The following is an 18,729-nucleotide window of genomic DNA, read 5'->3' as shown; positions in this document are numbered from 1 at the left end:
AAACGAGGCCACTGTCCTGTGTCGCTAACAGCTAGCTGCTGGGACTTGCCGCCCCCGGCATGAAGTCCAAAGCACCGATGCCGTATTCAGAACACCGGGCATGCCCAACCAAAGAGGGGCCGCTCCCTCGGGAAGCGGCCCCTCGCGCACAACTGAAGTAACACGCGTCAGACGGTCTTAGCCGATCTCCTGCCGAGCGAGATAGTGGCGACTCCCAGGGCCAGCAGGCCGCCAGCCGCAAGGGCCGGCGCCCACCAGTTGAAGTGACGGCCGCCGCCACCGCCTGCGACCGGCATTTCGGCAAGAGGCACGGCAGTGAACACGAGGTTAACGTCGCTTTCAGAAGCCATCGGCCGCCAGATCGCGCTGCCAATCGCCTCGGCCACGACCTCTCGCGTCGTTTGATCCACCAGCTTGAAGGTGACCTCAGCCCCGTCGACACCGCAACCGTCCACGAGCTCCCTCGGGTACACGACGACAGCGTACCCATATACTGGGCCTTCGCCCACCCAGGGATTCGTTTGATAGCCACAGGGCACGGCGCCGATGAAGGGCACCACTTCCTGCTGTGATGGAGGTTCCGTCAACGTTACCTTGCCGCCGAAGACCGCGAAGGGCGGTCCCACAACCAGGTAGCCGAGGGACATGAGCCCTTCCGTTGCCTGCCACTGCGCCGTCTGGTTTGCCCGCTTGCCACCGATGAAGAAGGTGACCTCCGCACCCGGCTTGCCGCAGCCCGGAATTGTCTCATCCGAGGCGACATACAGCACAAAGAACGGCGTGCCCCCTCCCGCAACCACCGGACCCGCCTCGCCGCACACGGTGTCTCCGATCTGGGCCGTCACCGGCTCGAAGGAAGGCTGCGCGTTCACCCAGGCGGAGCCGGAGAACTTCGCCACGGGCGGCCCTTCGGGCTCTGGAGCCACTGTCGGCAAGACCGGTGTCGGAATCTCGGTGGCTACTACCGATGGCGTGGAAGCCGGCTGGGGGGTTTCCGCGCGCGCAGCATAGGTGCCGACTGCTGTCAACACTACGGCTGCGGCGAAACCCGCCAGAATGTTTAGCTGGTGCTTCATTGTACGTCTCCTTCCTGACCCGACCGCGCCGGACTATCTAATCTGCTGCCACAGATACTGATACGGGACGAGGCCCATTCCGTCCCGCTCTCCTGCGAACCCAACCCAGTCGATTCCCGTCCAACCGTAGTACTCAACGTAGTTTCTAACTGGCGTGCACTGCAGGAAGGACAGACAGCTCCAGCTTAGGTTGTGCCTGCCGTCAGAGTAAATGACCGGCCTGACGTTCGCAGGCCCCGCGTAGAGCACGTTGCACACCTGTATCCTGAACGTAACGGGGGCGTTCTGGTTGACGGGATTCACGTTCGTCTCCATGAACTGCACCCGGGTATGGCTCAGGTTGGTTACCACCCGTTCCGCCAGGCCTTCTCCAGTAACGTAATTGATGGTGCCACTCTTGCTTGCTGGTGTAATGTAGTATTCTCCCCCAAAGTTCACCGGGTCTATTGAACCATCGGCCCAGCCCCCGTACGTAAGATAAGGGGCGTACCCCATCGAAGTACTTGCTCCAGGGGAGAGAGACGATGCCGTGCGCACCTCGTATCTCGCCCCGTTCCGAGCATGTATCACTGCCTTCACGTTGTAAACAGTGACGTTGCTAAAGTTCGCGATGGTCATGCCATACCTGACCGAATCGGTCCCATTGTTGCGGACGGGGTTGAGAGTGCCGTTCATGTAACCAACGCGGACGTCAATGTTGACGGGATTCCCCCAACCAGGCGTCGTGGTGTACTGGTACACGTAGTCGAGCCCGGCGGGGTAGGACAAGTTACAAACCCATGCGCCCACCAGGTCCTCCCTTGTCGGTTTCAAGTCGGAGGGCCATTGAGTGCTCCATGCCGCATAGTTGTAGGCCATAATGGAGTCCTTCTTTGTTTCAGCGCATGGCCCCATGTCCCCAGGCCCTCGGTTCCAGTTCACGTCGTCCAGCCCCAACGCGTGTCCCAGCTCGTGGGCCACGTGTCCCCTATGATGGCGTAGTCTGAGTTAAGACAGATGCTAGCCCTATAGAATGGATAACCCGGGTGCTGGTTCATGAACCCAGAAGTGTCGAACCCACGCCACCACCCCCCACTGTCCTTGATCATGGTCGCGGCGTAGGCCCACGCGTTGTTGGGGTCGCTGAAGAACTCGTTGCACTTGTCGGTATACTCCTGCCCGAACGCACTGGGCTGCCACTTCCATCTGACTTCAGCGAGGGCATAGCTTGGGTCACTGGCAATCACCGTTACGTGCCGAACCAAATACTGAAGCCCTCTGCTGTTCCAGTCGTTGACCGCGTCCGTGCCTATGCTGCCAACGCCGGAGTGCACGTAGACGGGAAGAAAGCCATACTCGTTGGGAGCCAGGTATTGGAACCCTATTCCATCGCTGAGATGGCCATTTGCGTGGTTCGCCAATGCTGAAGGGGGATCGAGAGGCTTAAGCTCGCCGAAAAGAACGAGAGGTAGCAGGGACAGTACCACCAAAACGAAGCGTCTCAGACTCTTCTTTGTGGGGTCAATCGCGCGTCGCACGCTCGCACATCCTTGTGCCACGAATCGGCGCTGCCTTCGCCGGGCCAACGGCAACCGTGACACGCGCTCTACTGTCTTATACGGGTCCCCTCCTTTCTAAGGTAATATCGGCGTTAGAATAGCCGTGTGCGCGCAGTGTGTCAAGGCCGCAAGGGAATCTCGTTTGGGTCTCGAGGCAGATGGAAGACAAGTGCGTGTGTGTTGCCTCTGTGTTGCCCCTATCTAACCCTTATGCTATACTTCCGTCGCCCTAGAAAAAGATAGATTTCACAAACGAGACTGGACTTTGCTCGAGCAGTACGGACGAATCGGCATCCTCCTGTTCTTCGCTCTCGCTTTTCCTGTTGGCGCTCTCCTTCTGTCCTATGCCCTGGGTATCCTTCGCCTGCGGCCGCAAAACCCCAACCCCGTGAAGGAAGAGACGTACGAGTGCGGGGTCGAGACTGAGGGCGAGACCTGGGTGCGATTCAACCCGCGCTACTACATGTTCGCGCTCCTCTTCGTCGTGTTCGACGTAGAGGTCATCTTTCTCTATCCCTGGGCGGTGGCCTTCCGGCAGGTGAAGTTCTTCGGGCTTATCGAGGCGTTGCTGTTCGTCCTCATCCTGCTCGTGGGCTACGTCTATGCCTGGCGCAAGCGGGCGCTGGAGTGGCGCTAGGCCGCCGAAGGAGTGTTAATGACCAGAGAGCTGGCCGGACCCGAGGTCGCTGAGGCGATTCGCCAGCGCTTCCCCGACGCGGTCCTCGAAGAGGCGTCCGGATGGGTGATGATTGAGCCGCAGAGCCTGGCGCCGGTCGCCGCATTCCTTCGCGATGACCCCGAGCTCGACTGCAAGTACCTGATATCGATCACCGGGGTCGATTACATCGACCATTTCGAAGTCGTCTATCACCTCGCCTCGCTGACCAGGAACCACATGCTGGTCTTGAAGACGCGTCCGGCGGACCGCGAGAACCCGGAGGTACCGTCGGTAGCGTTAATATGGCGTGGCGCGAACCTCCAGGAGCGCGAGGTCTATGACCTGATGGGTATCCGCTTCAGCGGCCACCCCGACCTGCGGCGCATCCTGCTGTGGGAGGGGTATGCCGGGCACCCGCTGCGAAAGGACTTCTTGAACTTGCCGGGAGGCTTCAAGCCTGGGCTCCCCCGCTTCCCCGGCGTCGGGGCGGAGGCCTAGATGCCGGACGTCACCACCGAGCCGCTGGTAGTCAACTTCGGGCCGCAGCACCCGAGCACGCACGGCGTCTTCCGCATGCGCGTCACACTGGACGGCGAACGGATCACGGACGTCGACATGGTGGTCGGCTACCTGCACCGCAGCATGGAGAAGCTGGCGGAGGAGCGCACGTACATCCAGAACATCCCCTTCACCGACCGCATGGACTATCTGTCCGCCATGTCGAACAACCTGGCGTACTGTCTCGCCGTCGAGAAGCTGGCGGGGATCGAGGTGCCGGAGCGGGCGGACTACATTCGGGTGATCATGGCGGAGCTGCAACGCATCGCCAACCACGCCATGGCAATCGGCGCCTACACCAACGACATCGGCACTTACTTCACGCCCCTCATGTACATGTTCCGCGAGCGGGAGAAGGTGCTGGACCTGTTTGAGATGACGTGCGGCGCACGCCTCACGACCAACTACATCCGTATCGGTGGCGTAGCCTTCGACCTGCCGCCCGAGTTTCTGCCGGCGCTTCGCAGGCTCCTCGACGAGATGCCCGAGCGCATCCAGGAATACTCCGATCTGCTGCTGGAAAACGAGATCATCCTCGCGCGATCTCGCGGCACCGGCGTCCTCCCCGCCGACCTGGCAATCAACGCCTCGATGAGCGGCCCCATGCTGCGGGCGAGCGGCGTCGCCTGGGACCTCCGCAAAGCCGACCCCTACTGTGTCTACGACCGCATGCAGTTCGACATCCCCGTAGGCGTGAACGGTGACAACTACGACCGCCTTGTCGTGCGGCTGGAGGAGCTCAAGCAGAGCGTGCGTATCATAGAGCAGGCGGTGGAACAGCTCCCCGGCGGCCCGGTGAAGGTCAACGTGCCGCTGGCGATGCGCCCGCCCGCCGGTGAGGCGTACGCCCGCATCGAGGCGCCGAAGGGCGAGCTCGGGTTCTATCTGGTGAGCGATGGCGGCCCCACGCCTTATCGGTTCAAGATACGCGCGCCCTCCCTGATCAACCTCTCGGTACTGAAGGAGCTGCTTGTCGGCGGGACAATAGCCGACGCCATCATCACGCTGGGCAACATCGATATCGTGCTGGGGGAGGTCGACCGCTGATGCCGGTCCTCTACCAGTGGTACGACATCCGCGATCTCTCGTACGCCGTCGAGCAGTTGCTGGAGTGGATCGGTGACTGGGGGCCGCACTGGCTGGTCTACGTCGTCAGTGCAATCATCGGCGGAGCGGCGATATTCGGGCTTGCAGCAGGCACGGCCATCTTCAACGTCTGGCTGGAGCGACGCGCCATCGGCCGCATACAGGCGCGTCTGGGCCCCAACCGCCTGGGTCCGTTTGGTCTCATACAGCCGATAGCCGACATGCTGAAATTGATGCTAAAGGAGGCGCTGTTTCCGCGCCGCTGGGACAAGGCGCTGTTCATCCTCGCCCCCATCGTCGTCTACATACCGGCGATACTGGTCTTCGCGGTCTTTCCCGTCGGGCGGGGGATGACCTTCGTCGACCTGAATGTCGGCGTCCTCTACATGCTTGCCGTCTCCTCTATCACCGCTATAGGCGTCTTCATGGCCGGCTGGTCATCGAACAACAAGTTCTCGCTTATCAGCTCGATGCGGGTCATCGCCATGCTCGTCAGCTACGAGATACCGATGGTGCTGACGCTGCTGGCGGTCGTGTTGTTCGCGGGGACGATGAGCCTCAACGGCATCGTCGAGTGGCAGCACGATTACCGGGTGCCGCTGATCGTCCTGCAGCCGCTGGCGCTGTTCGTATACCTGTTCTCGGCCACCGCGGAGTTGAACCGCACGCCCACCGATATCGCGGAGGCGGAATCGGAAATCGTCGCCGGGTACAATATTGAGTACTCAGGGATGCGCTTCGGCCTGTTCTACGCTGTCGAACTCGTGAACGCCGTCGCCATCTCGGGGATCGTCGCCACCCTCTTCTTCGGCGGCTGGTGGCTGTTTGGCCTCGACCGCTGGATTCCCGGCTGGATGATATTCCTGGGTAAGCTCTACGCGTTCTACATGGTGCTCATATGGATGCGGGGAACGCTGCCGCGGCTCCGCATCGACCAGCTTCTTGGGTTCGCCTGGAAGATCATGCTGCCTCTGGCGCTGGCCAACGTCTTCCTGGTCGCCGTCGAGGTGCTGGTTTGGGAGGAGTACGAGCTGAGCGCCGCGGTGGTGTTGCCGGTCTTCGCAGTGGCCAATGTAGCGCTCTCGGGGGCGCTCGTCGTCGCCTGGACGAAGCTGATGTCGTTCCACTTCGACGAGCTGCCGAAGGCGGCCGTACTCGTTCCCGATAGCGGCCTTGTGTTCGCGCAGCACGCTCCGCCTGTGCCTGCCGCCCGGCGGTCGTGGGCGCCGGCTCCTGCGCCGGCCGTCGAAGAGGTCGCCGGCGGATCGGGGTCGGGCTGATGGCGCGGATTATTCATTACGGGTGACGAAGTGGACGAACCGGGAGTCGTAATCGCGTTCTGGGGACTGGCGGCGATCACCGTCGGCTCCGCGCTGATGGTCGCCATCGTGCGCAACCTGGTGCACGCGGTGCTCTTCCTGGTGTTGACGCTCGTTGGCGTCGCCGGGCTCTACATAACCCTCTCGGCTGACTTCGTGGCGATGGTGCAGATACTGATCTACGCCGGGGCCATCGCCGTGCTGATGATATTCGCCATCATGCTGACGCCGCGGACGGCGCGCGACAATAGCGAGACGCTCTTCAGGCTGCCCGCCATCGTGCTGGGCGGTCTGGTGGCGGCGACGATCGGGCTCATTGCGGTGAGCACAGAGTGGAGCGAGGCGCTCGATGGGCCCTTCCCGGCGACCGCGACGCTTTTGGGCGAGGCGCTTCTCGATCCCTTCGTGCTGCCGTTCGAGATCGCGTCGCTGGTGCTGGTCGTGGCGATGATCGGCGCCATCGTGCTGGTGCGGGAGGACTGATGTCGGTAGGGCTCGAGCATTACCTGGTTGTCGGGGCGATCCTCTTTGGGATCGGTCTCTTCCTGGCGCTCGGCAAGCGGAACGCTATCGGCATCCTCATGGGCATCGAGCTCATGCTGAATGCGGTGAACGTTACCCTCGTGTCTTTCTCGCGTTTCGCGGACTCGCCGCGGCCCATCGACGGCCAGGTGTTCGCCGTGTTCGTGATCACGATGGCGGCGGCAGAGGCGGCGGTCGCGCTGGCGCTCGCGGTCGCTATCTACCGCAGCCGCGAGACGATAAGCGTCGACCGCATAAACCTGCTGAGGTGGTGACGGATGTGGGCTAAGCTGATGGAAGTCAAGAACGCCTACATCGCTGAGGCGTGGAAGGAGCTGTTCGCAGCGGAAGGGCTGGCCGTGAGGGTCGTGCCGCCGCTGGAGTCGGCCGAGCCCGCGCTCAGCCCGCGGGAGCTCTGGGTGCCCGACAGCAAGACGCACGTGGCGGACGAGATACTGAGGAAGATATAGATGCTGCCGACGATTCCTGAAGGGGCGGTCTGGGCGATCTTCTTCCTGCCCCTGGCATCGTTTGTAATCATACCTTTGTTCCTGCCGGCGCGCTCGAAGGCGGCGGGCTACGTGACCATCGCCGCCATAGGCGCCGGCTTTGTGCTTTCGCTGTGGGCGCTGGACAGCGTGATCCAGTCAGACGGCGGCGACCTCGGGTTCGGGCCGCACAAGTGGCTGGAAGTGGGGGCGCTAACCGTCAATGTGGGCATCACCGTTGACGGCCTCACCGGCGTCATGCTCATCGTCGTTACCGGCGTCTCGCTGATGGTGCAGGTGTACTCGCAGGGGTACATGGCCGGCGATGGCGGCTACTCGCGTTACTTCACCTACATGTCGCTGTTCACGGCGGCGATGCTCGGGCTCGTCCTCGCCGACAACCTGCTGTTCGTGTTTGTGTTCTGGGAGATGGTCGGGCTGTGCTCGTACCTGCTGATCGGGTTCTGGTTCCACAAGCCGTCGGCGGCCGCCGCCGCGAAGAAAGCGTTTATCGTCACCCGCTTCGGCGACCTCGGTTTCATGGGGGCGATACTGCTCATCTTCGCCAAGTCGGGCACGTTTGACATCGGTGAGATCCAGCACCTGGCGATAACGGGTGCCCTCAGCTCAGGGGTGATAACCGTGTTCGCACTGGGGCTGCTGGCGGGCGCGGCCGGCAAGTCGGCGCAGTTCCCGCTGCACGTGTGGTTGCCGGATGCGATGGAAGGTCCGACGCCCGTGTCCGCCCTCATCCATGCCGCGACGATGGTGGCGGCCGGCGTCTATCTCGTCGGTCGCATGTTCCCGGTGTTCGAGGCGTCGGACGACGCGCGGCTGGCGGTCGCGACAGTCGGCGGCATCACCGCCCTCATCGCAGCGACGATGGGCGTGGTGATGACGGACATCAAGCGCGTCCTCGCCTACTCAACAATCAGCCAGCTCGGGTACATGATGATGGCGCTCGGCGTCGGCGCCTACGTGGCGGCTATCTTCCACCTGATGAACCACGCCTTCTTCAAGGCGCTCCTCTTCCTCGGGTCGGGCAGCGTCAACCACGCGACGAACACCTTCGACATGCGGAAGATGGGCGGCCTGGCCCGTTTCATGCCCATCACGTTCGCGACCTTCACCATCGCCGGGCTGAGCCTGGCGGGCGTGTTCCCTTTCGCCGGGTTCTGGAGCAAGGACGAGATACTCGGCGACTCCTGGGGCGAGAATAAGGCCCTTTTCTTCCTGGCGATGTTTGTGGTCTTCCTGACCTCATTCTACATATTCCGGGCGATATTCATGACGTTCTCCGGCGAGTACCGAGGGGGCGAGGAGCCGGAGGGGGGCCACGCGGCGCACGGCGAATCGCACGGGCCGCACGAGTCTCCGTGGGTGATGGCGGTTCCCCTGCTGGTACTGGCGGTGCCCTCAGTGCTCTCCGGCTTCGCGAACATCAGCGACGGCATAAGCCATTTGTTGCGAGGGGCGCTGCCCGAAGAGCTGCACGAGCTCCACGAGGCGGCGTTCAGCATGCCCATCGCGCTCGGGTCGACGGCGCTGGCGCTGCTCGGCATCTGGAGCGCCTGGATGATCTATGGGGCGCGAGTCGTGTCGGCAGAAGCGCTGCGCAAGGCGTTCGGGCCGGTGCACACGCTCGTCGTCAACAAGTACTACCTGGACCACCTTTACGAGAACATCATCGTAGGGAAGGTGCTGTACGGAGGCATCGGCTTCGTACTTGCCACGTTTGACAAGTACGTCGTCGACGGGGCCGTGAACGGGGTGGCGCAGCTCGCGCGACGCGGCGGCGCGACGCTCAGGCTGGCGCAAGCGGGTCAGTTGCAGGGCTACGCGGTGGTCGCGATCGCCGGCCTGCTCTTCATCATCGGGACGATCATCGTCGTGAACGGCTAGCGGAGCGAGAGGGTAAGACTTGCTTACATTCATCGTCTTCTTTCCGGTCCTGGGGGCGCTGGCGATTGCCTTCCTGCCGCGACAGCAGGAGCAGCGGGCGAAGCAGATGGCGGCAGTGGTCGCGACCATCGTTTTTGTGGTCTCGCTGGCCGCCTTCGCCCTGTTTGACCGCGACGCCTCCGGCTTCCAGTTCACCGAGCAGATCCGCTGGATAAGGGCGGGCAGCGCCGGCTTCGACATCCAATACTTCCTCGGCGTCGACGGCCTGGGGCTGGTGATGGTCATCCTCACCACCTTCCTCTTCGTGCTGGCGGTGCTCATCTCGTGGAACATAGACCTCCGGCCGAAAGAGTACTTCGCGTGGATGCTCGTCCTCGAGACGGGCGTGCTGGGGGTGTTCACCTCGCTCGACCTCATACTGTTCTTCCTCTTCTGGGAAGTCGAGCTGGTGCCCATGTACATGCTGATATCGATATGGGGCACCGGCCGCAAGGAATACTCCGCAATCAAGTTCGTGCTCTACACGATCGCCGGCAGCGCGCTGATGCTCGTCGGCATACTGGTGCTCGCCTTCTCCGCCGACCCGCAGAGCTTCGATATGACGGTGCTGATGGAGGCGGACATCCGCGACACGCTCCTGCCGCTGCCCGCGATCTTCTTCCTGATTTTCGCCGCCTTCGCCATCAAGCTGCCCGTGTTCCCGTTCCACACCTGGCTGCCCGACGCCCATACGGACGCGCCGACCGCGGTCAGCGTGATACTGGCAGGTGTGCTGCTGAAGATGGGCGGCTACGGGATGATACGCATCTGTGTGAGCATCCTGCCGGAAGTCGCGAAGGACTACGGCGTCTGGCTGGCGGCGTTCGCCGCGATAAGCGTGATCTACGGCGCGCTGGTCACCCTCCGCCAGACCGACCTCAAGCGGCTCATCGCTTATAGCAGCGTGAGCCATATGGGCTACGTGTTGCTCGGCATCGCCGCTTTCGGGCAGGTGGCGCTGACTGGCGCCGCGTTGCAGATGTTCACGCACGGCACGATTACCGGCCTCCTCTTCGTGATGGTGGGGCTGGTGTACAACCGGACTCATACCCGCGATATCGCGGTGCTAAGGGGGCTAGCTCATCACATGCCCGTGATCGCGACGGTGATGGTGATCGCGGGCCTCGCCTCTCTGGGGTTGCCGAGCATGTCCGGCTTCGTCGCGGAAGCGATGGTGTTCCTAGGGAGCGTGAAAGCGTTCGCGCCCGCCACTATCTTTGCCGTCGTGGGCATCGTGCTCACCGCCGGCTACATCTTGTGGATGGTGGAGCGCGTGTTCTTTGGTCCGAAGACCGAGGAGTGGGCGGAGCTGGGAGACGCCTCGAGCTGGTGGGAGCATATACCGATGGCGGCGCTGGTCGCGGTGATCATCGGTGTGGGCGTCTACCCGTCCGCCATCGTCGACGTTCTGGACATGGGCATCGAGCCCATAATCGCGAGACTGGGGTAAGAAGGTGGACAACATAGACCTCCTGGGCCCTGAGCTGGCGCTCATCGCCGCTGCCGGTCTGGTGGTGCTGGCCGACCTCGTCCTGCGCGACAAGCGCTGGCTGCCGTGGCTCGGTCTGACGGGAGTCCTCGCATCGGTTGTGTGGACGCTCACCTTCGTCCTGCGCGACCGGCAGGCGGAAGCGTTCGCCGGGGCGCTGTCGGTGGACGACTTCAGCATCTTCTTCCTTTTCCTGTTCGCCGGGATTGCCGCCGTCGTCATCCTGTCATCTATCGACTACGTGCAGAAGTTCGAGCGCTACCAGGGCGAATACTACGCGCTGATATTGGCTTCGGCGGCGGGCCTGATGCTCCTGGCGGGAACGCGCGACCTCATCGCCATTTTCGTGGCCCTCGAGCTGACGAGCATCTCGCAGTACGTGCTCGCCGCGTTCCTGCGCGACCGGCGGTCGACGGAAGCGGGCCTGAAGTACATCCTGCTGGGCGCGATAAGCTCCGCCGTCATCCTCTACGGCATGGCGTTCCTGTTCGGCCTATCGGGGACGACGAAGCTGACGGGCGCCGAGGGCGAGCCCAGCATCGCGGCGACGGTGGCGGCGGCGGACTCGGACATCCGGGCGGCGCTCATCATGTCGATGGTGTTTCTCGCCGTCGGCTTCGCCTTCAAGATGGCGATTGTGCCGTTCCAGATGTGGGTGCCCGACGTGTACGAAGGGGCGCCGACGCCGGTGGCCGCTTACCTCTCCGTAGGCAGCAAGGCGGCGGCGTTCGCGGTGGTGCTGCGCGTGTTCTACGAGGGGCTGGGTGGCGACTTCATCAGCGGCGACTGGTCGATGCTATTTGCGGTGCTGGCGGCGATATCGATGACGGTGGGCAATATCATTGCCCTCGTGCAGACGAACATCAAACGTCTGCTCGGTTACAGCTCCATCGCCCAGGCGGGGAACTTCATGGTGGGCATGGCGGCGATATCGGCAGCAGGCAACATGGCGCTGGGCGCGAGCGGCGTCGTCTTCTTCCTTGCGGCGTACGCCCTGACCAACCTGGGCGCCTTCGTTGCCGTCATCATCATCTCGAACAAGATCGGCAGCGACCAGATCGACGACTACGGCGGCCTCTTCCGGCGGGCGCCGCTTCTGGGCTTTGCGCTGGCGTTCTGCCTGGTGTCGCTGACGGGCCTGCCGCCGACCGCGGGCTTCGTCGCCAAGGTGTACATCTTCAACACCGCCGTCCAGAGCGACCTCGTCTGGCTGGTGGTGGTCGCCGTGCTCAACACGGTGATAGCGGCGTTCTACTACCTGCGGGTCGTGAGCCAGATATTCCTCGCGCCGGCGCCCAGCGAGGAAGGCATCCCGACGCCTTGGCCGGCAAGCATTTCACTGGCTGCCGTCACTCTGGGTGTCGCGATAGTGGGCGTAGTCCCGACGCCGCTCATCTCGGCGAGCGAGACGGCGGTGCGCATTTTCTCCTAGACCCAAGATGCGCAGCGGCGCGATAGCGGTTCCAGTCTGCGTCAGTGGCCGGTGGAGCCGTGGCCGCCGTCGCCGCGGGCGGTGACGCTCAGCTCCGGCACCTCCGCCAGCGGCAGGTCGGCGAGGCGCGTGACCACAAGCTGTGCGATGCGGTCGCCGTGGTTTATGCGGTGCTCTTCAGTTTCGCCGAAGACGTACATCGTCACCAGCACTTCCCCGCGGTAGTCGCTATCGATGGTGCCGAAGGTGACGCCGACACCTTTTGCCGACAGCCCGGAGCGAGGGCGTACCTGCACGTCGAAGCCGGGCGGGAACTCGATGGCGATGCCGGTTCCGACGCGCACCGGGTGGCGTCCAACGATAACGTAACCGGGGTCATCGATGCAGGCGTAGAGGTCGAAGCCTGAGGAGCCGGCGGTAGCGCGTTCCGGCAGCCGGGCGTGCGGTCGCAGCCGTTTGACCTTGAGAAGCTTCTCTACTTGCATCGCGCGGTCCTTGCGTCCTCGCTGAGGAGTATATGAGGGGGCGTCGAAGCGGGCAAGAGCTATCTCCGATTCCTGTATTTGCCGTCGCTATTGTTCAGAATCGCCTTGTGCTAGAATTGCGCCGGTCGACGGATGAACAAGTTAGTTTGGAGGTTAGAATGGCCGACTTCGGACTGAACGAAGAAGAGCGGATGGTCCAGCAGCTGGCGCACGAGTTCGCGGTGAAGGAGATACGGCCGCGGGCGCAGTACTACGACGAGCACGAGGAACTGCCGCGCGACATCATGCTCAAGGCGAACCAGCTTGGCCTCTCAGCAGGGATGATGGCCGGCGGCTCGGCGCTGACGTCGGTGCTGATAACGGAGGAGCTTTCGTGGGGCGACGGCGGCGTCGCTCTCTCCATCTCCTCCAGCGGTCTGGCTCTCGCCGCCATCATGGCGATGGGCACTGACGAGCAGAAAAAGGAATGGGTGCCGAAGTGCCTGAGCACGGAGACCGAGCTGCGTTTGGGAGCCTACTGCCTGACTGAACCGGAGGCGGGCTCAGACGTGGCGAACATCTCGACGACGGCGGTGCGTGACGGCGACGACTACGTCCTCAACGGCACAAAGCGGTTCATTACCAACGGCGGCATAGCTGACGTGCATGTCGTTTTCGCGACGGAAGACAAGAGCAAGAAGTGGGGCGGCTTGTGCGCTTTCGCCATCGAAAAGGGGACGCCCGGACTGTCCATGGGGACGGTGTGGAAGAAGATGGGTATCCGCGCTTCCCATACCGCCGACGTGGTGCTCGACGACTGCCGCGTTCCGGCACGTAATCGCCTCGGCCCTCCGCCGGGCGCTGCCCCCGGCACGGGCGGTGGAAGCGGCGCTTTGGGGGCGCTCAATGCCCTCGAGCGCACGCGCCCCATGATCGGCTGCTTCGCACTCGGCATCGGCCGGGCCGCGTTCGAGTACGCGCTTGACTACTCGAAAGAGCGGGTGCAGTTCGGGCGGCCGCTGATCATGAACCAGGCGATCGCCTTCAAGCTGGCGGACATGGCGATCGAGCTCGACGCCGCGCGTCTTCTGATATGGCGCGCCGCCTGGATGTCGCACGCAGGCGTTCCTTTCTGGCGGGCAGAGGGCAGCATGGCAAAGGCGTACCCGTCGGATGTCGCCATGCGGACGACGGTGGACGCGGTGCAGATCCTTGGCGGGTACGGCTACGTGAGCGAGTTCCCTGTCGAGAAGTGGATGCGCGACGCCAAGATATTCCAGATATTCGAGGGAGCGAATGAGATCCAGCGGATCGTGATTGCCCGCGCCATCAGCGGCGGCGTCAGGATCCGCTAGCGGCGGCCTCGCCGGCCGGCTGCGGACGGTTAACAACGTTGCGCGGGCTGCCGTCGAGCCACGCTTCGACGTTCTCGATCGTCGCCTCGATGATTCGCTGCAGCGCCTCGCGGCTGAAGAAGCCGATGTGCGGCGTTATCACAACGTTGGGGCGCCGCATGAGGATGTGGTTCTGAAGCAGCACCCTCAGCTTGTCCTCAGCGACCCCATCGGTGAGTAGCTGGCTCTCCTCCTGGATGAGCTCCTCGCCCTCGAGGACGTCGAGCCCTGCTCCGCCCACAATGCCCTGGTCCAGCGCCTGGATCAGGGCATTCGTGTCGACGAGAGCGCCGCGGGCGGTGTTGATGAGCAGGGCGCCGCGCTTCATCATCCGCAGCGTGCGCTCATTCATGAGGTGGTACGTCTCCCGCATCAAGGGGGCGTGCAGAGTCACGATGTCGGAGCGCCGCAGTAGCTCTTCGAGCGGGACGTACTGGAAGCCCAGGACTTCCGACAGCAGGTGGTCCTGGCGCACGTCGTAGGAAAGCACCTCCATCGCGAAGCCCTTGGCGATTCGGATCACGTGCAGCCCAATGTTGCCCGCGCCGACGACGCCCAGAGTCTTCCCCTTCAGATCGAAGCCCTCCAGCCCTTCGAGCGCGAAGTTGCCCTGCACAGTGCGCTGGTACGCGCGGTGTGTGTTGCGTGAGAGGGCGAGGATGAGGGCGAAGGTGTGCTCGGCGACGGTGTTCTCGCCGTAGGAGGGGACGTTGGAGACGGTAACTCCCCGCTCGTCGCAGGCCTGCAAATCGATGTGGTCGTAGCCGGTGCTGCGGGTGGCGATGAGCCTGAGCCGGGGCAGCTCAGAAAGTACGGTTCGGGTGATCTGGGAGCGAATGAAGACGGAGACTACCTCCGCGTCGCGCGCTTGCGCCAGTGTTGCCGACGTAAGGAGTTCGGGGACAGCCGTAAGATCGAGGCGCGGAGTCTCCGGCGGCAAAAACTGCCTCTCCCAGGGCTGCACCTCAAAGAGAACGACCTTGGTCCGCGGCCACTCGCGCATCCTCGAATTTCCTCTCTATTTCGATTATACCGTACCCCCCGTCGCGCCCACTTTCTCCCGCAGCCACGCTCGAAGTAGCTCGCGCAGCTCGCGGCGACGCTGGCGGAGGCTGTGCTTGGCGCCGGGCAGGATGACCAGTTCTTTGGGTTCGCCGGCGCGCTCGTATACGTATTCGGAGCAGGCGGGCGGCAGGCGCCTGTCGAGTTCGCCGTGAACGAGGAGGAGGGGACGCGGCGCCACCCGCGGCGCGGGCGCGGTGCCCGCCGTCTGGGTGCTGAGGGTGACGACGGCGCTCACGTCGGGGGAGAGGGCGGCGGCTGTTATGACGACGGCGCCGCCGAAAGAATGGCCGACGAGCCCGATCCTGCCCACGCCTTTGTTCTTGAGGAGGGCAACGCCCGCCAGCACGTCGTACACGCCCTCGGAGACGATGCCGGGCGCGTCGCGGCGCCGGAAATCGAGGCGCAGCGAGCCGATCCCGTCTTCCACAAGGTCTTCGGCGAGGTCGGCGTATATGGAGTCTGCCGGGCCGTCGAAGCCGCCGTCGGTGCCGCCGACCCAGATGACGGCTCCGCCGCCCTGCTTGCCGCGGTGGTAGAGACAGGAGATGGGGCCGCGCTCGGTTTCGATGCGGATAAGCTCGCCGCTCATGAGACGACGCGCAGGATCACGCTTTCCGCGGGATGCAGCAGATGAAGCGAAGAACGTCGGAGCCGGCATTGACGAACTGGTGTTGCTCGTTGGGGGCGACGAAGACGACGGAGCCGGGCTCGATAGGCGTCCTGCCCCCGGCTGAGACGGCCTGGCCCTCGCCGGCCAGCACGAACACTTCGTGCTCCCAATCATGTGTATGCCAGGGGGTCGATGCCCCGGGCTGCACCTCGAAGACGCGCATAATGAAGTTGGGCGCGCCGTCTTCTTCCGAGATGACGACGCGAAGGGTGACGCCGGGCAGCTCCTCGCGGGCCGTGACGTCGCGGTAGTCCTGGACCTTCATATTTGCGTTTCCTTTCAGAAAGGGCGCGTGACTCTCGAGCCTCTTGAGGGCAATGGTACAACAAGAGGGTAGCGCGCATAAACGGGGGGCGAGCGGCCTGTGACGGACATGAGGCGGACAAGCGGACGTCGAAGGAAGGCGTACTCAGGAGGAGGAGCGTTTGAATCAGGGCCGCAAGCGACTCTACGCGGGCAGGATGCCGGCTCCATCTGGGGAGTGGCAACCGTCAGGCTGCTATAATGGGCGCAGGAGACGCAGGAAGCGAGCCGCGTATGAGACTGGGACTGCACGTATCGACTGCGGGCGGGCTGGACAAGGCCATCGACCGCGGGCAGGCGATGGGCGCCGAAACCATCCAGATCTTCGGGTCGGCGCCCCAGATGTGGCGTCGCCGCGCGATACCCGACGAGGAGGTCGCGCTCTTCCGCGAGAAGCGGGCGGCCGCCGGCATCGACCCCGTCTTCCTGCACGCCGTCTATCTCATCAACTTCGCCGCCGATAACCCCGATCATCTGGTCAAGGGGAAGGCGTCGATCATCGCCGATCTTGAGCTGTGCGGGCGCATCGGCGCGGCGGGCAGCATCCTGCATCTGGGGAGCCATCACGGCGCGGGGCTCGACGCCGTGTTCCCGCAGGTCATCGCGGTCACCGCCGAGGTCATGGCGAGCTGCCCGGCCGGCTGCTGGCTAATTCTGGAGAACAGCGCCGGCATGGGTGGAAGCGTGGGCGCGAAATTCTCAGAGCTGGGGCGGGTTATCCGCGAGGCCGGAGACGGGCGCATCAAGGTCTGCCTCGACACGCAGCACGCCTTCGCGATGGGCTACGACGTGGCGACCCGCGACGGGCTGGAGGCAACGCTGGACGAGTTCGAACGCGAGATCGGGCTGGCGCGGCTGGTGGCGGTGCACGCCAACGATTCGAAAACGCCGTTGGGGGGGGTCCGCGACCGGCACGAGAACATCGGGGAGGGACGCATCGGGCGCGAGGGCTTCCTGAACATAATGTCGCACCCCGCGTTCCGTGATCTGCCGTTCATCCTGGAGATACCGGGGTTCGCGAACCAGGGGCCGGACAAGGAGAACCTCGACATCCTGAAGTCGATACGCGCTGAGGCGCTGGGGAACGGCGGGTAGAAAGACTTGCGCTGCGTCGAGGGACGCGGCACGCGGCGCCCAGCGCGGCACGGGCGATGGAGCTAGCGACTCGAGAGAATGGCGCCGGCGGCGGCGACGCCGCTCACCATCGTCCCCGCGATGCCGTGCCCCAGCGTGCTCGCTCCCACAAGGTACAGACCGCTTATCTCGGTCGCCAGCGGGAAGCGACCGCGCCGCGCCTGCTCGACGGTGTGCTCCAGCCCGTAGCTCGTCCCGCCCGTCGACAGCGTGAAGCGCTCCTGCGTGAGCGGCGTCGCCGACTCCAGCCAGACGACGTCGCGGATGAAGCCCGGCATCATGCGCTCGACCTGGGCGAGCATCCGCTCCTCCAACAGCTTCTTCGCTTCGACGTAGGGCGGCGTGTGCCGGTAGCGGCCGCCACTCGCCGGGCCGGTCTCGGCGCCCCATGTGGTCACGGCAGCGGGCGCGATGGTCATGAGCTGGAGGTTGGTGTAGCCTTCGGGCGCGATGTTGCGGCTCTCAGGGTCCTTGCGGGACGCGATGGAAATGAAGACCCGGGGCTCCTCGGGGACCTCGCCGGCGTAGCAGGCGGCGTACTGCTCCTCCATGTTGTAGCGCGTCGCGACGCCGTAGTTCGTGTTGGGTATGCCGAGTTCGCGCACGTCGCGCTTCATCGCGAGGTAGGTGACGAACAGGGGCAGCGCCATGCGCCCCTGCTCCGCCTTCTCGACCGTCTCGCGGCCCAGGTGCTCGCGCCCCACCATTTCCAGCAAGGTGCGCTTGGCGTCGGCGTTGGAGATGACGGTATTGGCGCGGAGCGCCTCGCCGGAAGCGAGCTCGACGCCACGGGCGGCGCCGTTCTCGACGATGATGCGCCGGACGCGGGAGCGCAGCCTGATCTCGCCGCCGTTCTTCTCGATGGCGCCCACGAGGGCGTCGATAAGGGCGCGTCCCCCGCCTCTGACGAAGTAGCCGCCGGAAGGGATGTAGTGCGCCATCAGCCCGGCGTGGGTGACGGCGGAGGCGCGCGAAGGAGGGGCCGCGTATGTGCCGCTGAAGGACGCGAGGACGTGTCTCAGGCGCAGGCTGCATTCCAGGGCGTCGAAGACCTCTTCCAGCGTGCAGTCGGCGGGCGGCTTGCCCAGTCTCCGCTGCACGTCGGGCACGGCCGGCGCGGGTGCGCTGCCCGTCACGGCGTGGACGAACTCCAGGAAGCGGTCGGCGGCCGCCTTCTCCTGGGGGAAAGCTTCGTGCAGCCTCTGGCGGTAGCGTTCCCAGCCCGCGGGCACGCGGAACGTCAGGTCGGGGAAGATGAGGGTATCGAAGCCATCGGGGTCCATGGGCAGGAACTCGATCTCTTCCTCGATGCCGATGTTCTTGAGAAGCGTGAGAAAGAGCCCGCCGGGCTGGCAGCCGCCGATGTAGTGCAGCCCGACATCGAAGTCGAACATGCGCTTGCGGCGGAAGGTCGAGGCGTTGCCGCCGGGCAGAAAGTGGTGCTCCAGGACGAGCGGCTTCAGGCCCGCTTTCGCCAGCGATGCCGCCGCCGAAAGCCCTCCTATTCCGGACCCGATCACTATCACGTCGCGCTGTTCAGTCATGCGTTTCCTCCCGCGTCCTTTTGGCGATTGTACCACCCCCGATCGCGC

General features: G+C 64.1%; 20 protein-coding genes. 12 read left to right on the top strand and 8 right to left on the bottom strand.

The genetic code is table 11. From position 1 onward, the window contains the following. Positions 1–167: 167 nt before the first annotated feature. The 3 genes from QME71_01025 to QME71_01015 are packed head-to-tail and all read right to left on the bottom strand — an operon-like array spanning position 168 to position 2,593. Positions 168–1,076, bottom strand: coding sequence for a hypothetical protein (locus tag QME71_01025; protein MDI6856889.1), 909 nt, complete (start codon positions 1,074–1,076; stop codon positions 168–170). Positions 1,077–1,109: 33 nt separating this feature from the next. Beyond that, complete coding sequence (locus QME71_01020) at positions 1,110–1,934, bottom strand: hypothetical protein (GenBank protein MDI6856888.1); 825 nt, start codon at positions 1,932–1,934, stop codon at positions 1,110–1,112. A gap of 59 nt (positions 1,935–1,993) precedes the next feature. Continuing rightward, on the bottom strand, positions 1,994–2,593 hold the full coding sequence (locus QME71_01015; protein MDI6856887.1) for a hypothetical protein: 600 nt from the start codon (positions 2,591–2,593) through the stop codon (positions 1,994–1,996). 286 nt (positions 2,594–2,879) lie between these two features. On the opposite strand from QME71_01015, the gene ndhC reads away from it, so the two are divergent. Genes ndhC through QME71_00965 form a run of 10 tightly spaced genes read left to right on the top strand, consistent with a single transcriptional unit; the run spans position 2,880 to position 12,107 of the window. After that, positions 2,880–3,251, top strand: coding sequence for an NADH-quinone oxidoreductase subunit A (gene ndhC / locus QME71_01010; protein MDI6856886.1), 372 nt, complete (start codon positions 2,880–2,882; stop codon positions 3,249–3,251). Between the two features lie 18 nt (positions 3,252–3,269). Then, a complete protein-coding gene (locus QME71_01005; protein MDI6856885.1) occupies positions 3,270–3,770 on the top strand; it encodes an NADH-quinone oxidoreductase subunit C in 501 nt (166 codons plus the stop codon). Further along, the gene (locus tag QME71_01000; protein ID MDI6856884.1) at positions 3,771–4,877 is read left to right on the top strand and encodes an NADH-quinone oxidoreductase subunit D; all 1,107 of its coding nucleotides are present in this window, start codon (positions 3,771–3,773) and stop codon (positions 4,875–4,877) included. Next, positions 4,877–6,196 (top strand): NADH-quinone oxidoreductase subunit NuoH, encoded by a 1,320-nt coding sequence (gene nuoH, locus QME71_00995; GenBank protein ID MDI6856883.1) that lies wholly within the window; start codon positions 4,877–4,879, stop codon positions 6,194–6,196. The genes QME71_01000 and nuoH overlap by 1 nt, the downstream gene beginning before the upstream one ends. A 30-nt stretch (positions 6,197–6,226) precedes the next feature. After that, complete coding sequence (locus QME71_00990; GenBank protein MDI6856882.1) at positions 6,227–6,718, top strand: NADH-quinone oxidoreductase subunit J; 492 nt, start codon at positions 6,227–6,229, stop codon at positions 6,716–6,718. Next, complete coding sequence (nuoK, locus tag QME71_00985; protein MDI6856881.1) at positions 6,718–7,032, top strand: NADH-quinone oxidoreductase subunit NuoK; 315 nt, start codon at positions 6,718–6,720, stop codon at positions 7,030–7,032. The genes QME71_00990 and nuoK overlap by 1 nt, the downstream gene beginning before the upstream one ends. A 3-nt stretch (positions 7,033–7,035) precedes the next feature. Further along, positions 7,036–7,227, top strand: coding sequence for a hypothetical protein (locus QME71_00980; protein ID MDI6856880.1), 192 nt, complete (start codon positions 7,036–7,038; stop codon positions 7,225–7,227). Continuing rightward, positions 7,228–9,147 (top strand): NADH-quinone oxidoreductase subunit L, encoded by a 1,920-nt coding sequence (gene nuoL, locus QME71_00975; GenBank protein ID MDI6856879.1) that lies wholly within the window; start codon positions 7,228–7,230, stop codon positions 9,145–9,147. Between the two features lie 19 nt (positions 9,148–9,166). Next, on the top strand, positions 9,167–10,636 hold the full coding sequence (locus QME71_00970) for an NADH-quinone oxidoreductase subunit M (GenBank protein MDI6856878.1): 1,470 nt from the start codon (positions 9,167–9,169) through the stop codon (positions 10,634–10,636). Between the two features lie 4 nt (positions 10,637–10,640). Continuing rightward, positions 10,641–12,107, top strand: coding sequence for an NADH-quinone oxidoreductase subunit N (locus QME71_00965; GenBank protein ID MDI6856877.1), 1,467 nt, complete (start codon positions 10,641–10,643; stop codon positions 12,105–12,107). 41 nt (positions 12,108–12,148) lie between these two features. On the opposite strand, the gene dut is transcribed toward QME71_00965, so the two are convergent. Beyond that, positions 12,149–12,592 carry a dUTP diphosphatase gene (dut, locus tag QME71_00960; GenBank protein ID MDI6856876.1) on the bottom strand — a complete coding sequence of 148 codons (444 nt, stop codon included), beginning with the start codon at positions 12,590–12,592 and terminating at the stop codon, positions 12,149–12,151. A 158-nt stretch (positions 12,593–12,750) separates the two neighbouring features. On the opposite strand from dut, the gene QME71_00955 reads away from it, so the two are divergent. Further along, entirely contained in the window at positions 12,751–13,926 is a 1,176-nt protein-coding gene (locus QME71_00955) for an acyl-CoA dehydrogenase family protein (GenBank protein MDI6856875.1), read from the top strand. On the opposite strand, the gene QME71_00950 is transcribed toward QME71_00955, so the two are convergent. From QME71_00950 to QME71_00940, 3 genes are read right to left on the bottom strand one after another with little or no spacing between them, the layout of a single operon-like run. After that, entirely contained in the window at positions 13,913–14,968 is a 1,056-nt protein-coding gene (locus QME71_00950) for a hydroxyacid dehydrogenase (protein ID MDI6856874.1), read from the bottom strand. The genes QME71_00955 and QME71_00950 overlap by 14 nt on opposite strands. A gap of 24 nt (positions 14,969–14,992) precedes the next feature. Next, on the bottom strand, positions 14,993–15,619 hold the full coding sequence (locus QME71_00945; protein MDI6856873.1) for a prolyl oligopeptidase family serine peptidase: 627 nt from the start codon (positions 15,617–15,619) through the stop codon (positions 14,993–14,995). Between the two features lie 16 nt (positions 15,620–15,635). Further along, positions 15,636–15,965, bottom strand: coding sequence for a cupin domain-containing protein (locus QME71_00940; protein MDI6856872.1), 330 nt, complete (start codon positions 15,963–15,965; stop codon positions 15,636–15,638). 272 nt (positions 15,966–16,237) lie between these two features. On the opposite strand from QME71_00940, the gene QME71_00935 reads away from it, so the two are divergent. Further along, positions 16,238–17,098, top strand: a complete 861-nt coding sequence (locus tag QME71_00935; protein MDI6856871.1) for a deoxyribonuclease IV — start codon at positions 16,238–16,240, stop codon at positions 17,096–17,098. Between the two features lie 62 nt (positions 17,099–17,160). Here the strand turns inward: QME71_00935 and QME71_00930 are convergent, their stop codons facing one another. Continuing rightward, complete coding sequence (locus QME71_00930) at positions 17,161–18,681, bottom strand: NAD(P)/FAD-dependent oxidoreductase (GenBank protein ID MDI6856870.1); 1,521 nt, start codon at positions 18,679–18,681, stop codon at positions 17,161–17,163. Positions 18,682–18,729 lie beyond the last annotated feature (48 nt).

The organism is Dehalococcoidia bacterium, from assembly GCA_030018455.1.
In the GTDB taxonomy this organism is placed as follows: Bacteria; Chloroflexota; Dehalococcoidia; order DSTF01; family JALHUB01; genus JASEFU01.
This window is presented reverse-complemented; position numbering and strand designations above follow the sequence as displayed.